Raw genomic sequence first — 19293 nt, 5'->3', positions numbered from 1 at the left:
GTTTACGCGGGCGAGTAGCGCAGGGTTGGCAGGAAATAGGACGGCAGCCTGTTTGAGGCTCGCAGAGCCGAGTTCTGCCGGCCCCTGCCAACCCGAGCAACGCAGCGAACCCGAAGGGCCGCGTAGTCGGGTGCCCGGGGGATCGCCAAGCGGCCCCCTTTGGCTCGCCGTGAAGGCGAAAAGCGGATGATCAGACAGCGCCGAAGTGACCGGCATGACCGCCAACTCCCATGGATCCTCGCCTTCGCGAGGATGACGTGTGGGGAGTGATGTCTAGTGCATAAGCCAGAAGGCCAACCTGCAAGGCAACGCCCTTAGAACCCCTCCAACACCAATTTCCCCCGCGCCTTACCACTCTCCAGCAACGCATGCGCGCGCTTAAGATTGGCCGCGTTGATCGCGCCGTAGTGCTCACCCAAGGTGCTGCGCAGGGTGCCGGCATCAACCAGTTCGGCGACCCGTTGCAGCAACTTGCCCTGCTCGACCATGTCAGCGGTTTCGAACATGCTGCGGGTGAACATGAACTCCCAGTGGAAGGACGCGCACTTACGCTTGAGCACGCTCATGTCGAGCGGGCCGAAGTCGTCGATCACGCCGAGGCGGCCTTGCGGGGCGATGCAGTCGCCGTATTGCGGGAAGTGCTGATCGGTGTGGGTCAGCGAGGCAATCAGTTCGACGTCCTTTAAGCCTAGCGCCTGCAACTGCGGCAGCAACGGCTGGCTGTGGTCGATGACGTGATGCGCACCCAGGCCCTTGACCCACTCCACGCTCTCGGCGCGGGCAGCGGTGGCAACCACGGTGAGTTTGGTCAACTGGCGGGCGAGCTGAACCAGAATCGAGCCGACGCCACCGGCGGCGCCAACCACTAAGAGAGTCTGGCCTTCACCGCCGCCCTCACTCACACCCAGCCGATCAAACAGCAGCTCCCAGGCAGTGATCGCGGTCAACGGCAGCGCGGCGGCTTCAGCGGCAGACAGCGACAGCGGCGCGAGGGCAGCGATGCGGGCGTCGACCAGTTGATACTCGGCGTTGCTGCCGGGCCGTTCCAGCGCACCGGCGTAATAAACCCGGTCGCCAGCGGCAAAACCGGATACGGACGCGCCGCAGCTGACCACCTCACCCACCGCGTCCCAGCCGATGACTTCCGGGGTATCGCCAGTAGCGGAGCGGCGGCTACGAATCTTGGTGTCGACCGGGTTAACCGACACGGCGGCAACCTTGACCAGCAAGTCCTGCGGGCCGGGGGCGGGCATGGGCAGTTCCAGGTCAATCAGGGCATCGGCGCGGTCCAGCGCGCCAGCTTCAAAGTATCCAATCGCTTTCATTCGGGTACCTCCGGGGCTGTTCGGTCAGTTGCGTACAGCTTGACTTGCGCGGATGCGAAGAAAAAGATGCGCAAAAGCAAATCACTTTATTGATTACGATGAAAATCCAACGACTCGACGACTTGGCGCTGTTCCTCACTACGGTAGACGCCGGCAGCTTTTCTGCCGCGGCGCGCCAGCTGGACGTGGCGCCGGCGGTCGCCAGTGCAGCGATCAAGCGGCTGGAAGCGCAGCTGGGCGTGCGACTGTTCGAGCGCACCACTCGCCGCCTGCGCCTGAGCGAGGCGGGCGAACGCTTTTTGCCCGATGCCCGCCAAGCCTGGCAGCACCTGCGCGACGCCGAACAGGCGCTGGATGCCGACGCCCACGCGCTGACCGGTACCCTGCGCCTGACCCTGCCATCCAACCTGGCGCGCAGCCATCTGCTCGACTGGTTGGAAGACTATCTGGCCGAGCGCCCGGCGGTGCGGCTGGAAATGCAGGTGAGTGACCGGGTGGCGGACCTGTACCAGCAGCCGATTGATCTGGCGGTGCGCTACGGTCAGCCGGAAGACTCGCGCTTTATCGCCCTGCCGCTGGCCCCGGACAACCGCCGGGTGCTGGTCGCCTCACCCGATTATCTGGCCCGTCACGGCAAACCCGGCTCGCTGAGCGAGCTGCAACAGCACGCCTGCCTGCTCTATCGGTTGGGGGACGCGGTGCACGACCGTTGGCACTTCGACCTGCCGGGCGAGCCACAGATCAAGGTGCGTGGTACGCGTATCAGCGACGACGGCGACGTGGTGCGGCTGTGGGCGCTGCGGGGGCTTGGCGTGGCGTACAAGTCTTATCTGGATGTATCCCGCGAACTCGCCTCGGGCGAGCTGGTGCAATTGTTGCCACAGCTGCCGGGCGAACTGGCGCCCGTGCACCTGTTGCTGATTCATCGCCAGCGCCTGAACCCGGCGTTGCGCGAGCTGGCGCAGGCGATGGCGCAGTTCTGTCAGCAGCTGTGATCTGATCGCCACTCGGCCACGGCAGGCCGTGGCCCTGGGCAAGGAGACTACCTGGTCTGCCGTAGGGACGCGACACGTCGCGTCCGGTGCCACGTGCGGAGACAACAACGTGCTACTCGTCGCACTGCTGCTCCAGCGCGGCGGTGCGCGCTTCGGGCTCCAACGCGCCTAATGCCGCAACCCGCTGGTGAAAGTCAGCCCAGCCATTGCTGCGCTGATACAGGCACTCAAACGCCGGCACCCACTGGTCGTAAAGGCCGAACGGCAACAACCGAGCGTTGTTCAGGTCAGCGGCAAACCAGTGGTCGAAGCGCTGGTCGCCGTCCCATTCGCTGTCGCGCAGGCTGGCGTAATCGCTGCGCAGCCGGGCGAGGATCGCGGCCTTGCCGCTGCGCTTGGCGTCGTCTGGCTGGGTGCTCTGATACAGGGCTTCCAGCTCGCTGCGAGCGGCCAGCACCAGTTGAATAAACGCCCGCTCGCGCTCGCGGCCTGTCGAGTCGTGCGCGGCTCGCCCCTGCGCCCCGAGCCAGTCGCGCAGGCCCTGCTGGCCGACAAAGCTGGCATAGGACTCGTTGAAGGCGGTGTCGTCCTTTACATAAAAACGCTGGTGCGCCAGCTCGTGGAACAGCATCTCGGCGAGATAGTCGTCGCTCCAGTGCAGCATGGAGCTAAACAGCGGGTCGTCGTACCAGCCGAGGGTCGAGTAGGCGGGGATGCCGGCGACATAGACGTCCTTGCCACGCGCACGCCAGTCATCGGCGGCTTGCTCGGCGCGGGCCTGGTCGAAATAGCCCTTGTAGGCGATGCAGCCGAAGAACGGGTAACAGTGCGGCACCGGCGCCAGCGACAGTTCATCGGTGACAAACAGATTCCACAGCGGGTAGGGGCCCGGCAGCGCGGCGTAGCGGGTGTAGGTGGTGTTGTCCGGCAGGGCCAGCGCCTCGACTGCGTAGCGGCGAATCTGGCTGGCGGTGCGCAGGCGCTCGGCCAGTTGCGAGTCGGTCTGCGGGTCGGCAATCAGCTGCTCAATGGGCTCGGCGCGGGCCATCAGCGCACGCTGGCCCTGCCAGCTCTGATACAGATAGCCAACCGAGCTGCAGCCGGACAGCCAGAGCAGGCAGGCGCCGAGGCCAAGGGTCGCGAGGCGCTTCATGCGTCGGCCTGCTGCAGCGCCTTGCCGAGCCAGTCTGCCAGTTGCTGCGCCGGGCCCTGGGGCTGGCGCTCCGGTACCCAGAGGCCGAGCTGGTGACGGGTCTCGACAAAGCCCCAGGGCGCGAGCAGGCGGCCGGCGGCGATGTCATCCGCAACCAGCAGCTGCGGCGCGATAGCCACGCCAAGGCCGGAAAGCGCCGCCTCCAGCAGGTAATACAGGTGCTCGAAGCCCTGACCGTTGCGCAATTGAGCCGCATCCAGTCCCTGCCGCTCGGCCCAGTCACGCCAGGCGCCAGGCCGTGAACGGGTGTGCAGCAGCGCTTCGCCGAGCAGCACCTCGGCCGGTTGATCGAGCAGGCGCGCAGCACCCGCGTAGCGCGGACTGAGCACCGGGCCGATGCGCTCCTGCCGCAGCGGATACACCTGCATGTCGGCCGGCCACGGCGGCTCGGCGTAGAGCAGGGTGGCGCTGACGCCGGGGCGGCGCGGGTCGAGTTCGCCTTCAGAGGCCGACAGGTGCAGGTTCAGGTCGGGCAGTTCGGCGTTCAGGCGGTCCAGCCGCGGAATAAACCAGCGCGCCAGCAGGCTGCCCGGACAGGCCAGCAGGAAGGGCGCCTGTTGCTGGTCCTGACGCAGCGCCATGCACGCCTCGCGCAGCCCGTCGAAGGCGTCGCGGCAGGCATCGCGCAGCTGGCGACCGGCCGGGGTCAGGCTGATGCCGCGCCCGGCCTTGCTGAACAGCGCGATGCCGAGCTCGTCTTCAAGCTGACGAATCTGCCGGCTGACGGCGCCGTGGGTGACGTGCAGTTCGCCTGCCGCCTGACTCACGCTTTCCAGTCGGGCAGCGGCTTCGAAGGCGCGCAGAGCGTTTAGCGAGGGAAGATCTCTGGCCATGGGACTTGTCACTTTTTCTCACATGTTGCGGCCATCTTATCGATTTTTTCCCGCCTGCGCTTGCCCTAATCTGCGTCCAACGCTCAGGAGGTTCTATCCATGCCCAATCATAATTATCGCCGTGAAGCCGACGCCCTCGGGCAGTTCGGCCAGTTTGGCGGCCGCTTTGTCGCCGAGTCGCTGATGCCGCTGGTGCTGCAGCTGGAACAGGCCTACAACGAGGCCCGCGCCGAGCCCGCGTTTATCGCCGAGCTGGACCGCTTCAACGCCGAGTTCATCGGCCGCCCCAGCCCGCTGTATTTCGCCGAACGGCTCACCGAGCAGTACGGTGGCGCGAAGATCTTCTTCAAGCGCGAGGAGCTGAATCACACCGGCGCGCACAAGATCAACAACTGCATCGGCCAGGCCCTGCTGGCCCGCCGCATGGGCAAGCCGCGGATCATCGCCGAAACCGGCGCCGGCATGCACGGCGTGGCAACCGCCACCGTGTGTGCGCGCTTCGGCCTGCAGTGCGTGGTCTACATGGGCGCGACCGACATTCACCGTCAGCGCGACAACGTCGCCCGCATGCGCCTGCTGGGTGCCGAGATCGTCCCCGTGACCTCCGGCACCGGCACCCTGAAAGACGCCATGAACGAGGCGCTGCGCGACTGGGTGACCAACGTCGACAACACCTTCTACATGATCGGCACCGTGGCCGGTCCGCACCCCTACCCGACGCTGGTACGCGACTTTCAGGCGATCATCGGCCGCGAGGCGCACCAGCAGATGCTGGAACGCGAAGGCCGTCTGCCCGACAGCCTGGTCGCCTGTATCGGCGGTGGCTCCAACGCCATGGGCCTGTTCCACCCGTTCCTCGATTACCCCGAGGTGCAGATGGTCGGCGTGGAAGCGGCCGGTCACGGCATCGACACCGGCAAGCACGCCGCCAGCCTGAAGGGCGGCACGCCCGGCGTGCTGCACGGCAATCGCACCTACCTGCTGCAAGACGGTGACGGTCAGATTGCCGACGCCCACTCGATCTCCGCCGGTCTGGACTACCCCGGCATTGGCCCCGAACACGCCTGGTTGCACGAGCAGGGTCGCATCGAATACGTCGCGGTAACCGATCAGCAGGCGCTGGACGCCTTCCACAACTGCTGCCGCACCGAAGGCATTATCCCGGCGCTGGAAACCTCGCACGCGCTGGCCGAAGTGGCGCGCCGCGCGCCGACGCTGCCAAAGGATCACCTGATGGTGGTCTGCCTGTCCGGCCGTGGTGACAAGGATATGCCGACGATTCTGGAGGCAGGCTTGTGAGAAACGTATTCGAGGCAGCACATGCAAGGCAAAAACAGGCGAAAAAGCGCAGTTTATGTCTGATAAATGAGCATTTTGAGCCTGTTTTTAACGCAGCAGGTGCAACGCAGGCAGTTTCTCATAGCCTGCCGGGTTTGATGGAGGAAGCACAATGAGCCGTCTCGAACAACGCTTTGCCGACTGCGCCCGTGACAACCGCGCGGCCCTGGTGACCTACATCTGCGCCGGTGATCCGGACTTCGATACCAGTCTGGAACTGCTGCAGGGCCTGCCCGCCGCAGGCGCCGATATCATCGAACTGGGCATGCCGTTCAGCGACCCGACCGCCGACGGCCCGACCATTCAGGCCGCGGCCCTGCGCGCCCTGCAGGGTGGGCAGAATCAGCAGCGCACGCTGGAGCTGGTGCGCCGTTTCCGCGAACAGAACCAGAGCACGCCGCTGGTGCTGATGGGTTACTACAACCCGATCCATCGCTACGGCGGTGCGGACTTTATTCGTGACGCCGCAGAGGCCGGTGTGGACGCCCTGCTGGTGGTCGACCTACCGCCCGAGCACGACAACGAACTGGGCCCGACAGCGCGCGACGCCGGTCTGCAGATGATTCGTCTGGCAACGCCAACCACTGACGCCCAGCGCCTGCCCAGAGTGCTGGAGCACGCCAGCGGCTTTCTCTACTACGTCTCGCACAACGGCGTCACCGGCGTCGGCGCAGCGGATCACACCGCGGTGGCGCAGGCATTGGAAGGCATTCGCGCGCAGGGCAGTGTGCCGATCTGCGTTGGCTTTGGCGTGCGCCGGGCCGAGCAGGCAGCGCCGCTGGCGCAGGTCGCCGATGGGGTGGTGGTGGGTTCAGCGCTGATCGAGGCGCTGCAGCAGGGCGGCGTGGCAGCGGCGCTCGGGCTGACTGCCGAGTTGGCCGCTGCAATGCCGCGTCAGGCCTGACGTAACGCGGCCAGCACCGGCGCAGTGTCCGGACGGACGCCGCGCCACAGGGCAAAGGCCTCGGCGGCCTGCTCCACCAGCATGCCGAGGCCATCGATGCAGCGCGCCGCGCCGCGCTCTCGGGCCCAGCGGTTGAACGGGGTCTCTTCGGCGCCGTACATCATGTCATAGCACCAGGTGTGGCCGGGCTTGATCAGGCTGTCGGGAATAGGCGGCAGTTCACCGGCCAGACTCGCCGACGTCGCATTGATGATCAGGTCTACCGGCTCGACCAGCCATTGCAGGCCGGCAGCGGCGATCGGCCCCTGATCGACAAACAGCGCCGCCAGCTCTTCCGCCTTGCTGACCGTGCGGTTGATCACGCACAGATGCTGCGGACCTGCCGCCAGCAGCGGCTGAATTACCCCGCGAGCGGCACCGCCGGCACCGACCAGCAGCACACTCAAACCTTTCAGCGACAGCCCGGCGTTGACCTCGATGTCGCGCACTAGGCCCTTACCGTCGGTGTTGTCACCGAGCAGGCTGCCATCTTCACGGCGCATGATGGTGTTGACCGCGCCGGCGCGCTCGGCCGCCGGGGTGTGTTCATCCACCAGCGCCCAGGCTTGCTCCTTGAACGGTACGGTGACATTGACACCTCGGCCTTCGCGCAGAAAGTCGCGCACGCTGCCGATGAAGTTGTCGAGCGGCGCCAGCAGCTTGCCGTACTCCAGCTGCTGACCGGTCTGCTCGGCGAACATGGCATAGATCAGCGGCGACTTGCTGTGCTCGATCGGGTTGCCGACAACGGCGTAACGGTCCATCAGGCGTCTCCTGCCAGCCAGTCACGCGGGGAGAGGTAGCGCTCGGTCAGCTCGGCTTCCGGGCTGCCCGGCTCGGGCTGCCAGTTGTAGCCCCAGCGCACGGTCGGTGGCAGCGACATCAGAATCGACTCGGTGCGCCCGCCGGTCTGCAGGCCGAACAGGGTGCCGCGGTCGTAGACCAGGTTGAACTCGACGTAGCGGCCACGGCGGAATTCCTGGAACTGCTTTTGTTCGGGCGTCCAGGCACTGTTGCGACGGCGCTCGAGAATCGGCAGATAGGCCTCAAGGTAGGCGTCGCCAATGGCGCGCATGAAGGCAAAACTGCGCTCGAAGCCCCATTCGTTCAGGTCATCGAAGAACAGGCCGCCGATACCGCGGGCCTCGCCTCGGTGCTTGAGGTAGAAGTATTCATCGCACCATTTTTTGTAGCGCGGATAGACGTCGTCACCGAAGGGTGCGCAGGCGTCACGGGCAACCCGGTGCCAATGCACGCAGTCTTCTTCGTTGGCGTAGTAGGGCGTCAGATCGAAGCCGCCACCAAACCACCAGACCGGATCGGCGCCGTCTTTCTCGGCGATAAAGAACCGCACGTTGGCGTGCGAGGTCGGCACGAAGGGGTTTTCCGGGTGCATTACCAGCGACACGCCCATGGCCTGGAAGTGACGACCCGCCAGCTCGGGGCGGTGCGCGGTAGCCGAGGGCGGCATGCCGTCACCAAAGACGTGAGAGAAGCCGACACCGCCCTTTTCCAGCAGCGCACCGTCGGTAATGATCCGCGAGCGGCCACCGCCGCCACCGGGCCGCTCCCAGGCGTCCTCAATGAACTGCTCGCGTCCGTCTGCCGCCGCCAGGGCGGTGCAGATACGGTCCTGCAGATCCATCAGATAGGCTTTTACCGCGGCAACATCGGCGGCGCTGGGTTGGTCCTGTTTCACGTGGAATCTCTCCGGGCGGCTCAGGCGCCGCGTATGACTTGGTCGGTTTGCAGATCGCGAATGATACTGGGATTACGCGCGCCACCCAACGCACCGGGGACAATGGCGTCCAGTTCGCCGTGAAAATACTGCTCAACCCGCAACCGCGAACGCGCCGAAGGGCGGCCAGCCGGATTGGCCGAGGTCGACACCAGCGGCCCGGCGACAGCGCACAGCTGGCGCACGATGGGGTGCGTGGTTACCCGCAGGGCGACGGTATCGTGGGCACCGGTGATCCATGCGGGCAGACGGCCCTGATGCGGCACCAGCCAGGTATTCGGCCCCGGCCAGGACAGCCGCAGCTTGGCCAACTGGCCGTCCGGCAAATCCCAGAGCAGGAAGTCGAACTGCTCAATTTCACCAGCAATCAGAATCAGGCCCTTGTGCACAGGACGTTGCTTGAGGTTGAGCAGCCGCTCCACCGCCGCGCCGTTCCAGGGGTTGCAGCCCAGCCCCCAGACGCCCTCGGTCGGATAGGCAATCACGCCGCCGGCCTGCAGCAAGCGATTCAGACGGGTAATGCGCCAGTTTGCCAGCATGTGAACTCCACCTCGGTTGATTGCTGCGACAGTAGCCGAGCCCGGCCCGGCACTCAAGGCTGGCGGCGACAATAGCCACCGGCGGCCACCAGCACCTGCCCTGCCAGTTCCAGCTCCAGCAGTTGCTGCAGCACCTCGGACATACCCAGCCCGGAGTGCTGGGCCAGCCAGTCGGGGCTAACCGGATCAAACCCCAGCCAGCGCCATAGCGGTGAGTCGGGCGCGTCTGTAACCTGCTTTTCAGCCGCCTCAAGCGCTGTGGCAAGCGGTATTTTCAGGGCATCCAGCACGTCCTGAACCTGCTCAACCAGGCAGGCCCCTTCACGCAGCAAGCGGTGGCAACCACGGGCCTGTACATTGTGAATCGAGCCGGGCATGGCAAACACCTCGCGGTTCTGCTCCAGTGCCATGCGCGCGGTGATCAATGAGCCGCTGTTGAGGCTGGCCTCGACCACCAGCGTACCCAGACTCAAACCGCTGATGATGCGATTACGCCGTGGAAACTGGGCCGGATGCGGCTCGCTGTCAGGCCACAGCTCGGAGACCAGCGCCCCGCCGGCGTCGACAATCGCCTCGGCCAACTTGCGGTGCCGGCGCGGATAGCACCGCTCAAGACCCGTACCCCAGACCGCAACCGTCTGACCGCCGGCATCCAGTACGCCCTGATGGCAGGCGCCATCCACACCCAGTGCCATGCCGCTGGTGACCGTCAGCCCGGCGCGGCAAAACTCGCGGGCAAACTGCCGGGCGGTTTCCGCACCCAGCGGGCTCGGATGGCGGGTGCCGACCATGGCAATCTGCGGGTCATGCAGCACCTCGATCCGGCCGCGTACAAACAGCAGCGGCGGCGGGTCGCTGATCGACGCCAGCAGCGGCGGGTAGTCCGGATCATCCAGAAACAGCAGATGGCAGCCATCCTGCTGCTGCCAGTCAAGCGCCAGGGCGAGCCGCTCGCGCAGCACAGGATCACCCGCGCGCCAGCGTCGCAGGCTGGTCAGCACAGCCGGTGGGACACCAAGATCGGCCAATGCGCACAGATCGGCGGCCATGAAATCGGACGGGGAGACGGCATGCGAGCGCAAGCGCTGGAAAAAGCGGGGGCCAACACCGTCGAGCAGCATCAGCTCCAACCAGGCCTGCCGCTCGGCGGACAGGTCGGTAAGCATGGATCATCCTTGATCAGAAAGGGCCAACAGTTGAAACAACAAGGCCGCCCGAAGGCGGCCTTGGCAGTGCATTCCCCGTCAGGGGTTACGAATCTCGTCGAGAATCGCCATCTGACGGCTGGCCTGCAACACGATGCCGTAGCTCATCTTGTTGTACACGCGGAACACCATCAGCAGGCCGGCACGCTCGGCGGGCAATTGCACTCGCTCGTTGCGCACGCGGTCACGAACGATCTCGCCGCGCTTGTAGATGGCCAGCACGTTGCCAACCTCCAGACCGTCGCGCTCGCCCTTGTCGAGCAGCACCACGTCATACTGACCGATCTGGGTCACGCCGTTGGGCACGTCCATGATCAGGCCGTTGATTTCCTGACTCGGCTCGCTGGGGAAGAAGGTCGACGCAACCGCGCGCTCTTCGGACTCCAGCAGACGGTCATTGACCAGCACTTCCTGACGGCTGCGGGTCACGTTGACGGTCGCGATATCGTCTTCGACTGCCGCTACATTACCGTTGCCGATTTCCTGCAGGTGAATGCCCAGCAGCTCGCCGGTTTCGGGATTGACGTAAGTCTTGCCACGGCGATAGATCTCGTAAGCCGGCACATTGCCGGAAAAGTCGCCACGGGCGTAAACCTTGCTGCCCGCACCCAGCACCACGCTTTCCGCCTCACCGCCGATGATGTAGGGCGCCATCTCGATGGTGGCTTCATCTTCGACTACCCGGCCTGCACGCAGGAACGCGTTGATGGCATCCAGCGGGATGGACGGGATCGCCTCGGCGATCGGTTTGACCCGCGCCTGCGGCGACAGCTTGATGGTGCCGCCGTTACCACGGTTGAGCATCAACCGCGGCTGGCCATCAATGTACACCAGCGAAATGATATCGCCCGGATAGATCAGGTGGGGGTTGGCAATCTGCGGGTTGGCATGCCAGATTTCCGGCCATTTCCAGGGCAGGCTGAGAAAGCGCCCGGAGATATCCCATAGCGTGTCGCCCTTGACCACGGTGTAGCTGTCCGGGTGATCCTCCCTGAGAACAGACTCTTGCGCCTGCACCCATACGCTCGCCGCGAGCAACACGAGGCCGAGTAGTGTTTTCCTCATGACACGAATCCCTTTATTATAGAGGCCAGCATCCAGGTCGAATCGTGCTCCCACACGCCAGACCCGCTTTATTTCCAAGCTGCTCATAATCTTAGCAGCACAATTTAGATTTGTTCCAGACAAAGCGGTACAAACCCCTATGGCTATTCTCAACATACTGGAGTTTCCCGACCCGCGGCTACGGACCATAGCCAAGCCGGTCACCGCCGTGGACGCCAGAATCCAGCAGCTCGTCGACGATATGTTCGAGACCATGTACGACGCGCCCGGTATCGGCCTTGCCGCAACGCAGGTCAATGTACACGAGCGGGTCGTCGTCATTGATCTGTCCGAGGACAGGTCCGAGCCACGCGTATTCATCAATCCCGAGCTGGAGCCACTGACCGACGACCTTGAGCAAATGCAGGAAGGCTGTCTGTCGGTGCCAGGATTCTACGAGAACGTAGAACGCCCGGAGCGGGTCAGGGTCAGGGCACTTGATCGTGACGGCAACCCGTTCGACGAGGTCTATGAGGGTCTGCTTGCCGTCTGTATCCAGCACGAGTGCGACCACCTGAACGGTAAGCTGTTTGTGGATTACCTGTCCAACCTCAAGCGTGACCGCATTCGCAAGAAACTGGAGAAAATCCATCGCAGCCAGGCTCAGGCCTGATTTGCCAGCGGAATAACAAGGCTTGCTTCGGCAAGCCTTTTCTTTACGGACTCCCATGAAGCCGACCGACCTACGTATCGTTTTTGCCGGAACACCGGACTTTGCCGCCGCCCATCTGCATGCGCTGATTGATGCCGGGCTGAATATCGTGGCCGTCTACACGCAGCCCGACCGGCCCGCCGGCCGCGGCCAGAAACTGGCGATGAGTGCGGTCAAGACACTCGCGCTCGAGCATGGCCTGCCGGTAATGCAACCTGAACGGCTGCGTGACCCGGCAGACCAGCAGGCGCTGGCCGACCTCAGGCCCGATCTGCTGGTAGTGGTAGCCTACGGTCTGATCCTGCCGCAGGCAGTACTGGATATTCCCCGCCTGGGCTGCATCAACAGCCATGCCTCGCTGCTGCCGCGCTGGCGCGGCGCGGCGCCGATTCAGCGCGCGATCGAAGCGGGTGACCGCGAAACCGGCGTGACCGTGATGCAGATGGAAGCCGGGCTGGACACCGGACCGATGCTGCTCAAGGTCAGCACCCCGATCAGCAGCGAAGACACCGGCGGCAGTTTGCACGACCGGCTGGCCGAACTGGGCCCACCGGCGGTAATCCAGGCAATCGAAGGTCTGGCTGCCGGAACCCTGCAGGGCGAAGTGCAGGACGACGCCCTGGCGACCTACGCCCACAAGCTGAACAAGCAGGTCTCGGCGATTGACTGGCAGCGTCCGGCCAGCGAACTGGACTGCCTGATCCGCGCCTTCAATCCGTGGCCGCTGGCCCACGCCCAGCTTGACGGCAAGCCGCTCAAGGTCTGGGCCGCCGAGCTGGCGGACGGGCAGGGCACGCCCGGTCAGGTGCTGGCCTGCGAGAAGCGAGGGCTGCTGGTAGCCTGCGGCGAGGGCGCGCTGCGCCTGACCCGGCTGCAGCTGCCCGGCGGCAAGCCGCTGGCCTTTGCCGATCTGTATAACGCCCGTCGCGATCAGTTTGCGCCCGGGCTTGTGCTGGGTAACGGTCAGTGAATGCCCGCGCGGCAGCCGCCCGCGCCCTGGCCGCCGTGCTGGCCGGCAAGGCTTCGCTCGGCGGCAGTCTGCCGGCGCAACTCAAGGCCGTCGCGCCGCGCGATCAGGGTCTGGTGCAGGAGCTGGCCTTCGGCACGGCGCGCTGGTACAACCGCCTGGAAGGGCTGGCCCGCGAACTGCTGAACAAGCCGATGAAGCCGACGGATCAGGACCTGCACGCGCTGCTGCTGGTTGGCCTGTATCAACTGCTGTATCTGCGCATTCCGGCCCATGCGGCCATCGCCGAAACCGTCAACGCGGCGGTCAGCCTCGACAAGCCCTGGGCCAAGGGCCTGCTCAACGCGGTGCTGCGCCGGGTTCAGCGTGAGGGCGAGGCGCTGCTGGCTGCGGTCGACAAGTCACCCTCCCAGCGTTGTGCCCATCCCGGCTGGCTGTACAAGCGCCTGCAACGCGCCTGGCCGGATCAGCTCGATGCCATCACCAGCGCCAACAACCTGCATCCGCCGATGACCCTGCGGGTCAATCAACGCCGCCTGAGCCGCGACGCTTATCTGCAGCAATTGGCGGACGCAGGTATTGGCGCCAGTGCGTGCCCGTTCAGTGCCGTCGGCATTCAGCTCGCGACGCCCTGCGACGTCAGCCTGCTGCCGGGCTTTGCCGACGGGCTGGTCAGCGTGCAGGACGAAGCCGCCCAGCTGGCCGCGCCACTGCTGGACCTCAAGCCGGGGTTGCGGGTGCTGGATGCCTGCTGCGCCCCTGGCGGCAAGACCTGCCAGATTCTCGAACAACAGGCGGATCTGAGCGAAGTAGTCGCGCTTGATCTGGAGCCGGCGCGATTGAAGCGGGTAGAGGAGAACCTCGACCGCTTGCGCCTGAACGCCACACTGATCGCCGCCGACGGCCGCGCTGTCGATCAGTGGTGGGATGGCACGCCCTTCCAGCGTATCCTGCTGGATGCCCCGTGTTCGGCCACCGGGGTGATCCGGCGCCACCCGGATATCAAGCTGACCCGCACCTCGGCCGATATTGCCCCGCTGGCTGCGCTGCAGGGCGAGCTGCTGGACGCGCTCTGGCCTACGCTGGAGGTGGGCGGCATTCTGGTCTTTGCCACCTGCTCGGTACTGCCGGACGAGAATACCCGCGTGATCGAGGCCTTCCTCGCCCGCGAGCCCGGGGCACGGCTGCTGGATATCGGCGGTGACTACGGGGTTGCACAGCCGTGCGGCCGCCAGCTGCTGCCGCAGGCCGATGGCCACGACGGATTTTATCTGGCCCGCCTGATCAAACTCAGCGCCAGCCCGCAACAGAAGAACAGGGAGTCTGCGGCATGAAGATCATCATTCTCGGTGCCGGTCAGGTCGGCGGCAGTCTGGCAGCGCAGCTGGCCAGTGAAGCCAACGACATCACCGTGATCGACACCGACACCGCGCGCCTGCGCGAGCTAGGTGACCGGCTGGATATCCGCACGGTGCAGGGCAAGGGCTCCTTCCCGACCGTGCTGCGTCAGGCCGGCGCCGATGATGCCGACATGCTGATTGCGGTTACCAGCAGTGACGAGACCAACATGATCGCCTGCCAGGTGGCCTACACCCTGTTCCGGACGCCGACCAAGATCGCCCGCGTACGGGAATCCGCCTACCTGACACGCGGCGGTCTGTTCCATAACGAGGCGGTGCCGATCGACGTATTGATCAGCCCGGAGCAGGTAGTTACCAATTACGTCAAACGGCTGATCGAGAACCCCGGTGCGCTGCAGGTGCTCGATTTTGCCGAGGGCAAGGCCCAGCTGGTCGCCGTGCGCGCCTACTACGGCGGCCCGCTGGTCGGCCAGGAACTACGCTTTCTGCGCCAGCACATGCCCGGTGTCGACACCCGGGTAGCGGCGATTTTCCGCAAGGACCGCCCGATCATTCCCAAGGGCGATACCATCATCGAGGCTGACGACGAGGTGTTCTTTATCGCTGCCACCCGCGATATCCGGGCGGTGATGAGCGAGCTGCGACGGGTCGAGAAGACCCACAAGCGCGTGGTCATTGCCGGTGGCGGCAATATCGGCGAGCGGCTGGCCGAAGCCATCGAGAGCCGCTATCAGGTCAAGATCATCGAAGCCAGCAAGACCCGAGCAGACTATTTGTCGCAGACCCTGGACCGTACCGTGGTACTGCACGGCAGCGCGTCGGACCGCGAGCTGCTGATCGAAGAGAATATCGAAGACGTCGACATCTTCTGCGCCATTACCAACGACGACGAAGCCAACATCATGTCCTCGATGCTGGCCAAGCGCCTCGGCGCGCGCAAGGTGATGACGCTGATCAACAACCCGGCCTACGTCGACCTGGTGCAGGGCGGCGAGATCGATATTGCCATCTCACCCTCGCAGGCAACCATCGGCACCCTGCTGACCCACGTGCGCCGGGGTGACATCGTCAACGTCTACTCGCTGCGCCGCGGCGCGGCAGAAGCCATCGAGGCAGTTGCCCACGGCGACGCACGCTCTTCCAAGGTGGTCGGCAAGTCGATCGGTCAGATTGATCTGCCGCCGGGTACCACTATCGGCGCCATCGTCCGCGACGACGAGGTGCTGATTGCCCACGACTCGACCGTGATCGAATCCGATGACCATGTCATCCTGTTCGTGATCGACAAGAAATATATCCGCGATGTGGAGCGTCTGTTCCAGGTCGGCCTGACTTTCTTCTGAGGCGCCTCGCAGCATGCAGTATCCACAGATACAGCGCATCATCGGCATTTTGCTGATGCTCTTTTCCACCAGCATGCTGCCGGCGGCAGGTGTTGGCTGGTACTACCACGAGGAGGCGATGAACGCCTTCCTCAGCGGTTTCGTCATCACCCTGATTGCCGGTACCCTGATCTGGCTACCGGTGCGTGGCCGACGCAACGAGCTGCGCACCCGCGATGGCTACCTGATTACCGTTCTGTTCTGGCTGGTCCTCGGCCTGTTCGGTGCGGTGCCGCTGTGGTTGCTGGAAACACCTGACCTGACCGTGGCCGATGCGGTGTTCGAGTCTTTCTCCGGCCTGACTACCACCGGCGCCACCGTAATCACCGGGCTGGATACCCTGCCACGGGCGCTGCTCTATTACCGCCAGCAGCTGCAATGGTTTGGCGGTATGGGGATCATCGTGCTGGCGGTGGCGATCCTGCCGATGCTGGGTGTTGGCGGGATGCAGCTGTACCGCGCCGAGATGCCGGGGCCGCTGAAGGAAAACAAGCTGACCCCGCGCATCGCCGAGACGGCCAAGGTGCTCTGGTATATCTACGCCGGCCTGACCGTTGCCTGTGCACTGGCCTACTGGGCCGCCGGCATGGACCTGTTCAACGCCATCGGTCACAGCTTCTCCACCGTCGCCATCGGCGGGTTCTCCACCCACGACGCCAGCATCGGCTACTACAACAGCCCGCTGATCGAGTCGATCTGCATCCTGTTCATGCTGATTTCCGGCATCAACTTCGCCCTGCACTTTCTCGCCTGGCGCTACCGCTCGCTGAAGAACTACTGGCAGGACCCGGAGTGCCGCGCCTACGTGCTGATCCTGCTGGCACTGTTCATCATCTGTTTCGCCGTGCTGGTGCATTACCAGCACCATGATGTCTGGACTTCGGTGCGCTTTGCCGCATTCGAAACCGTTTCGATTGCTACCACCACCGGCTTCGGGGTGACCGACTTTTCGACCTGGCCAACCCTGCTGCCGTATCTGTTGCTCTACGCCAGCTTTATCGGCGCCTGTGCCGGCTCGACCGGTGGCGGCATGAAGGTGATTCGTGTGCTGCTGCTGTACAAGCAGGGATCGCGGGAGATCAAACGACTGCTGCACCCGCACGGGGTTTTCCCGGTCAAGCTGGGCGACAGCCCGGTGCCTGATCGGGTGGTGGAGGCGGTGTGGGGGTTTTGCGCGGTGTACGTCTTTGCCTTCGCGATGCTGTTCCTGATCCTGCTCGGAACCGGTCTGGACTTTGTCACCGCGTTCTCGGCGCTGACGGCGTGCATCAACAACCTCGGCCCGGGCCTGGGCGAGGTTGCGGTGCACTACGGCAATCTGGAAAGCGGGGTGAAATGGGTGCTGAGTTTCGCCATGCTGCTGGGCCGCCTTGAGGTCTTTACTCTGCTGGTGCTGCTGTCGCCGATGTTCTGGCGTCGCTGACCTCGTCAGCCTCGCCAAGAAAGGCCATGCCGGCACCTTCACCGGGGACCGCTCGCTGCACCTGCATGCGCAGAACAGGTGCCTCAAAGGGCATCCCCTGAACCTGCCCGGTGACTTCGTCACCGTTGCTCAGCTCTCCCATCAGCGGGTGTTCGACGAAGACCCCACCGTCTGACAGGTCTCGGGTGTACGCCAGAATATCGCCAAAGGACTGGTGCCAGATGCGGATCTGCGCCTTCATCTGTGTTCGCGGATGTTGTCGTTGGTTGGCCATCCCTTACCCCCACATCAGTCGTATTGCACCCATCTGCAACAGGCCAGGCCTGCACCGCAGCAACCTGTGCACCCTAGCACAGGCTGGCCATCACTTTAATACCAGCGTTTTTCCCCGGCAGGCCGTTTTTTGAACCGCTTCATACTCCACATGTACTGGCTGGGCCAACGGCGCACATAGCGCTCAATCACGGCGCTCATGCAGGCCACGGCCTCGTACTCGTCCTGACTGTAAAGCGCCTCTGGCGCCGCCTCCAGAATCACCTTGAAACCACTGTTGTCGGGCAGCCGTACACAATGGAAAAACAAGGCACGTGCCTCGCTGCCCTTGAGCAGGTTGGGGACAAACTTGCTGGTCAGTGCCTGGGTTGCGAAGAACGGAACGAACACACCGCTCTTGAGCGCCGGCTCCGGATCGGCCGGAATACCCACCGCGCCACCGCGACGCACTTCGCGCATGACACTGATGATGCCCTCACGGGTCGACGCGGCGACCTTGTTGCCCAGCTGGGTGCGCTGGCGCTTGAGCAGGTCATCAACCGCCTTCTGCTTGGGCGGGCGGTAGAAGATGATGGGCTTGGCGCGCAGGCAGTACCAGTGGTTGAGTACTTCCCAGTTACCCAGGTGGCTGGTAATCGCGACCACGCCCTTGCCGGCTGCCAGTGCTTCGGAGAGCAAATGCTCCCCTTCGACTTCCCTGATCAGTCCGACCGTCTTGTGCGGTGACCACATCCAGGCGCAAGCGCTCTCGGCAAAACTGCGGCCGGTATCAAGCAGCGTTCGGCGGACCAGATCATTCAGCTCGGCCTCGCCCAATTCCGGCATGCAGTGACTGAGATTGATCCGGGTGACGTCACGCGAGCGGTTCGGCAGCTTCCACATCAGCCAGCCCGCGAACGCGCCAAGACGCTGCGCGACGCCAAAGGGCAACAGGGCAAACAGCCTGAGAAATCCAACGATGAGGGCGCCTTTCAACCGCTCCACGGCAATGCTCCGGACAATGAATCAGCGGCCATTGTAAGCCGCACGGGCGGTCAGGGCGAGAACCCGGGTCAGCCTGCAGCCAGGGCCGGGTAGCAGTGGCAATCGGTAGTGTGATCCATGACCATCCCGGTCGCCTGCATGAATGCATAGCAGATGGTCGGCCCGACGAAGGTAAAGTTGGCCTTCTGCAACGCCTTGCTCATCGCCTTCGCCTCGGCGGTCTGTGCTGGAATCTCGCTCAGGGTAGCCGCATGACGGATCAGCGGCTGGCCGCCGACGAACTGCCAGAGCCAGTCGACCGGATCCTGCTCGGCACACAACCGTTGCCACGCTCGCGCATTACGCCGGGCGCCGTATACCTTGAGCCGATTGCGGATGATGCCCGGGTCCTGTAGCAGCGCCTGCAGCTCGTCATCACTCTGGTTGGCCATAAAGGCGATATCGAAGTCGCGATACACCTGCCGATAGCGCTCACGCTTGCGCAGCACCGTGATCCACGACAACCCGGCCTGAAAGCCCTCCAGCATGAGCATCTCGAACAGGCTGCCGGCATCCCGGCAGGGCACGCCCCATTCTTCGTCGTGATAGCGTTGATACACAGGGTCATCACTGCACCATCCACAGCGTACCGGGTCCGTCGGGTTCATGCCTTGCTCCAATTCGGGGGTTATACTCGCCAAAACCCATCTTGTATTCGCCCACGGAGAACCACATGAGCGACCAGTTGCAAATCATCGACCTGACCCTGGGCGAGGGCAAGGAGTGCGTCAAGGGCGCGCTGATCACCACCCACTACACCGGCACCCTCGAGGACGGCACCGTATTCGATTCGTCCCACCAGCGCGGTCGGCCCTTCCAGTGCGTCATTGGCACCGGTCGGCGTCTGTCAATGTAGTTGGAACATGAGTCATGCTGCTTCTAGTTCACTATGCACATGGATAACGGTCGTTTCCTTCTCTGGATTCAGCCAAACGCTGCCTACGGGTTGCCAGTTTCGAGTATTGCCCGACCAGCGTGC

The 19293-nt window shown here is 64.3% G+C and carries 20 protein-coding genes and 1 pseudogene; 10 read left to right on the top strand and 11 right to left on the bottom strand.

The window, feature by feature from the left end; translation table 11 throughout:
* Positions 1–314: 314 nt before the first annotated feature.
* The gene (locus AC13EY_RS00970; protein WP_335599632.1) at positions 315–1325 is read right to left on the bottom strand and encodes a zinc-binding alcohol dehydrogenase family protein; all 1011 of its coding nucleotides are present in this window, start codon (positions 1323–1325) and stop codon (positions 315–317) included.
* A gap of 98 nt (positions 1326–1423) precedes the next feature.
* Here AC13EY_RS00970 and AC13EY_RS00965 point away from each other — a divergent pair, with 98 nt between their 5' ends.
* Complete coding sequence (locus tag AC13EY_RS00965) at positions 1424–2320, top strand: LysR family transcriptional regulator (protein WP_335599631.1); 897 nt, start codon at positions 1424–1426, stop codon at positions 2318–2320.
* Between the two features lie 112 nt (positions 2321–2432).
* Here AC13EY_RS00965 and AC13EY_RS00960 read toward each other — a convergent pair whose 3' ends face one another.
* Both AC13EY_RS00960 and AC13EY_RS00955 read right to left on the bottom strand, forming a co-directional pair.
* Complete coding sequence (locus tag AC13EY_RS00960) at positions 2433–3473, bottom strand: aminopeptidase (protein ID WP_482875859.1); 1041 nt, start codon at positions 3471–3473, stop codon at positions 2433–2435.
* Positions 3470–4366, bottom strand: coding sequence for a LysR family transcriptional regulator (locus tag AC13EY_RS00955; protein ID WP_335599629.1), 897 nt, complete (start codon positions 4364–4366; stop codon positions 3470–3472). The genes AC13EY_RS00960 and AC13EY_RS00955 overlap by 4 nt, the downstream gene beginning before the upstream one ends.
* 99 nt (positions 4367–4465) lie before the next feature.
* Between AC13EY_RS00955 and trpB the strand changes: the two genes are divergently transcribed.
* From trpB to trpA, 3 genes are read left to right on the top strand one after another with little or no spacing between them, the layout of a single operon-like run.
* The gene (trpB, locus tag AC13EY_RS00950) at positions 4466–5665 is read left to right on the top strand and encodes a tryptophan synthase subunit beta (RefSeq protein ID WP_335599628.1); all 1200 of its coding nucleotides are present in this window, start codon (positions 4466–4468) and stop codon (positions 5663–5665) included.
* A complete protein-coding gene (locus AC13EY_RS00945) occupies positions 5662–5820 on the top strand; it encodes a hypothetical protein (RefSeq protein ID WP_335599627.1) in 159 nt (52 codons plus the stop codon). Before trpB ends, AC13EY_RS00945 begins: the two co-directional genes overlap by 4 nt.
* Positions 5817–6608, top strand: coding sequence for a tryptophan synthase subunit alpha (trpA, locus tag AC13EY_RS00940; protein WP_335599626.1), 792 nt, complete (start codon positions 5817–5819; stop codon positions 6606–6608). The genes AC13EY_RS00945 and trpA overlap by 4 nt, the downstream gene beginning before the upstream one ends.
* On the opposite strand, the gene aroE is transcribed toward trpA, so the two are convergent.
* The 5 genes from aroE to AC13EY_RS00915 all read right to left on the bottom strand — a co-directional run bounded on the left by aroE (position 6599) and on the right by AC13EY_RS00915 (position 11194).
* Positions 6599–7411, bottom strand: coding sequence for a shikimate dehydrogenase (gene aroE / locus AC13EY_RS00935; protein ID WP_335599625.1), 813 nt, complete (start codon positions 7409–7411; stop codon positions 6599–6601). The genes trpA and aroE overlap by 10 nt on opposite strands.
* A complete protein-coding gene (gene hemF, locus AC13EY_RS00930) occupies positions 7411–8346 on the bottom strand; it encodes an oxygen-dependent coproporphyrinogen oxidase (RefSeq protein ID WP_335599624.1) in 936 nt (311 codons plus the stop codon). The genes aroE and hemF overlap by 1 nt, the downstream gene beginning before the upstream one ends.
* A 20-nt stretch (positions 8347–8366) precedes the next feature.
* Positions 8367–8924 carry an L-threonylcarbamoyladenylate synthase type 1 TsaC gene (tsaC, locus tag AC13EY_RS00925; RefSeq protein WP_228246038.1) on the bottom strand — a complete coding sequence of 186 codons (558 nt, stop codon included), beginning with the start codon at positions 8922–8924 and terminating at the stop codon, positions 8367–8369.
* 53 nt (positions 8925–8977) lie between these two features.
* Positions 8978–10090, bottom strand: a complete 1113-nt coding sequence (gene dprA, locus AC13EY_RS00920; protein WP_335599623.1) for a DNA-processing protein DprA — start codon at positions 10088–10090, stop codon at positions 8978–8980.
* 78 nt (positions 10091–10168) lie between these two features.
* Entirely contained in the window at positions 10169–11194 is a 1026-nt protein-coding gene (locus AC13EY_RS00915) for a LysM peptidoglycan-binding domain-containing protein (RefSeq protein WP_335599622.1), read from the bottom strand.
* A gap of 139 nt (positions 11195–11333) precedes the next feature.
* On the opposite strand from AC13EY_RS00915, the gene def reads away from it, so the two are divergent.
* The 5 genes from def to AC13EY_RS00890 are packed head-to-tail and all read left to right on the top strand — an operon-like array spanning position 11334 to position 17018.
* Complete coding sequence (def, locus tag AC13EY_RS00910) at positions 11334–11846, top strand: peptide deformylase (protein WP_269688368.1); 513 nt, start codon at positions 11334–11336, stop codon at positions 11844–11846.
* A 55-nt stretch (positions 11847–11901) separates the two neighbouring features.
* Positions 11902–12855, top strand: a complete 954-nt coding sequence (fmt, locus tag AC13EY_RS00905) for a methionyl-tRNA formyltransferase (protein ID WP_335599621.1) — start codon at positions 11902–11904, stop codon at positions 12853–12855.
* Positions 12852–14186, top strand: a complete 1335-nt coding sequence (rsmB, locus tag AC13EY_RS00900) for a 16S rRNA (cytosine(967)-C(5))-methyltransferase RsmB (protein ID WP_335599620.1) — start codon at positions 12852–12854, stop codon at positions 14184–14186. Before fmt ends, rsmB begins: the two co-directional genes overlap by 4 nt.
* Complete coding sequence (gene trkA / locus AC13EY_RS00895; RefSeq protein WP_228246033.1) at positions 14183–15556, top strand: Trk system potassium transporter TrkA; 1374 nt, start codon at positions 14183–14185, stop codon at positions 15554–15556. Before rsmB ends, trkA begins: the two co-directional genes overlap by 4 nt.
* 13 nt (positions 15557–15569) lie before the next feature.
* Positions 15570–17018, top strand: coding sequence for a TrkH family potassium uptake protein (locus AC13EY_RS00890; RefSeq protein ID WP_233048586.1), 1449 nt, complete (start codon positions 15570–15572; stop codon positions 17016–17018).
* Here the strand turns inward: AC13EY_RS00890 and AC13EY_RS00885 are convergent.
* The 3 genes from AC13EY_RS00885 to AC13EY_RS00875 all read right to left on the bottom strand — a co-directional run bounded on the left by AC13EY_RS00885 (position 16975) and on the right by AC13EY_RS00875 (position 18922).
* Positions 16975–17292: a PilZ domain-containing protein gene (locus tag AC13EY_RS00885; protein ID WP_088275915.1), complete on the bottom strand. Its 318-nt coding sequence runs from the start codon at positions 17290–17292 to the stop codon at positions 16975–16977. The genes AC13EY_RS00890 and AC13EY_RS00885 overlap by 44 nt on opposite strands.
* 95 nt (positions 17293–17387) lie before the next feature.
* Complete coding sequence (locus tag AC13EY_RS00880; protein WP_285676984.1) at positions 17388–18275, bottom strand: lysophospholipid acyltransferase; 888 nt, start codon at positions 18273–18275, stop codon at positions 17388–17390.
* Between the two features lie 68 nt (positions 18276–18343).
* On the bottom strand, positions 18344–18922 hold the full coding sequence (locus AC13EY_RS00875; protein ID WP_335599619.1) for a DNA-3-methyladenine glycosylase I: 579 nt from the start codon (positions 18920–18922) through the stop codon (positions 18344–18346).
* A gap of 65 nt (positions 18923–18987) precedes the next feature.
* Here AC13EY_RS00875 and AC13EY_RS00870 point away from each other — a divergent pair.
* Positions 18988–19155: pseudogene (locus AC13EY_RS00870) on the top strand (FKBP-type peptidyl-prolyl cis-trans isomerase); the annotation flags it as partial.
* Positions 19156–19293: the final 138 nt, after the last annotated feature.

It is taken from the genome of Halopseudomonas sp. L-58 (assembly GCF_056859475.1).
The sequence above is the reverse complement of the archived record's forward strand: the minus strand, read 5'-3'. Positions and strand labels throughout refer to the sequence as shown.

Coding starts and splice junctions, on each gene's coding strand:
- AC13EY_RS00970 (WP_335599632.1), bottom strand. CDS start 1,325: ATGAAAGCGATTGGATACTTTGAAGCTGGCGCGCTGGACCGCGCCGAT.
- AC13EY_RS00965 (WP_335599631.1), top strand. CDS start 1,424: ATGAAAATCCAACGACTCGACGACTTGGCGCTGTTCCTCACTACGGTA.
- AC13EY_RS00960 (WP_482875859.1), bottom strand. CDS start 3,473: ATGAAGCGCCTCGCGACCCTTGGCCTCGGCGCCTGCCTGCTCTGGCTG.
- AC13EY_RS00955 (WP_335599629.1), bottom strand. CDS start 4,366: ATGGCCAGAGATCTTCCCTCGCTAAACGCTCTGCGCGCCTTCGAAGCC.
- trpB (WP_335599628.1), top strand. CDS start 4,466: ATGCCCAATCATAATTATCGCCGTGAAGCCGACGCCCTCGGGCAGTTC.
- trpA (WP_335599626.1), top strand. CDS start 5,817: ATGAGCCGTCTCGAACAACGCTTTGCCGACTGCGCCCGTGACAACCGC.
- aroE (WP_335599625.1), bottom strand. CDS start 7,411: ATGGACCGTTACGCCGTTGTCGGCAACCCGATCGAGCACAGCAAGTCG.
- tsaC (WP_228246038.1), bottom strand. CDS start 8,924: ATGCTGGCAAACTGGCGCATTACCCGTCTGAATCGCTTGCTGCAGGCC.
- dprA (WP_335599623.1), bottom strand. CDS start 10,090: ATGCTTACCGACCTGTCCGCCGAGCGGCAGGCCTGGTTGGAGCTGATG.
- AC13EY_RS00915 (WP_335599622.1), bottom strand. CDS start 11,194: ATGAGGAAAACACTACTCGGCCTCGTGTTGCTCGCGGCGAGCGTATGG.
- def (WP_269688368.1), top strand. CDS start 11,334: ATGGCTATTCTCAACATACTGGAGTTTCCCGACCCGCGGCTACGGACC.
- fmt (WP_335599621.1), top strand. CDS start 11,902: ATGAAGCCGACCGACCTACGTATCGTTTTTGCCGGAACACCGGACTTT.
- trkA (WP_228246033.1), top strand. CDS start 14,183: ATGAAGATCATCATTCTCGGTGCCGGTCAGGTCGGCGGCAGTCTGGCA.
- AC13EY_RS00890 (WP_233048586.1), top strand. CDS start 15,570: ATGCAGTATCCACAGATACAGCGCATCATCGGCATTTTGCTGATGCTC.
- AC13EY_RS00885 (WP_088275915.1), bottom strand. CDS start 17,292: ATGGCCAACCAACGACAACATCCGCGAACACAGATGAAGGCGCAGATC.
- AC13EY_RS00875 (WP_335599619.1), bottom strand. CDS start 18,922: ATGAACCCGACGGACCCGGTACGCTGTGGATGGTGCAGTGATGACCCT.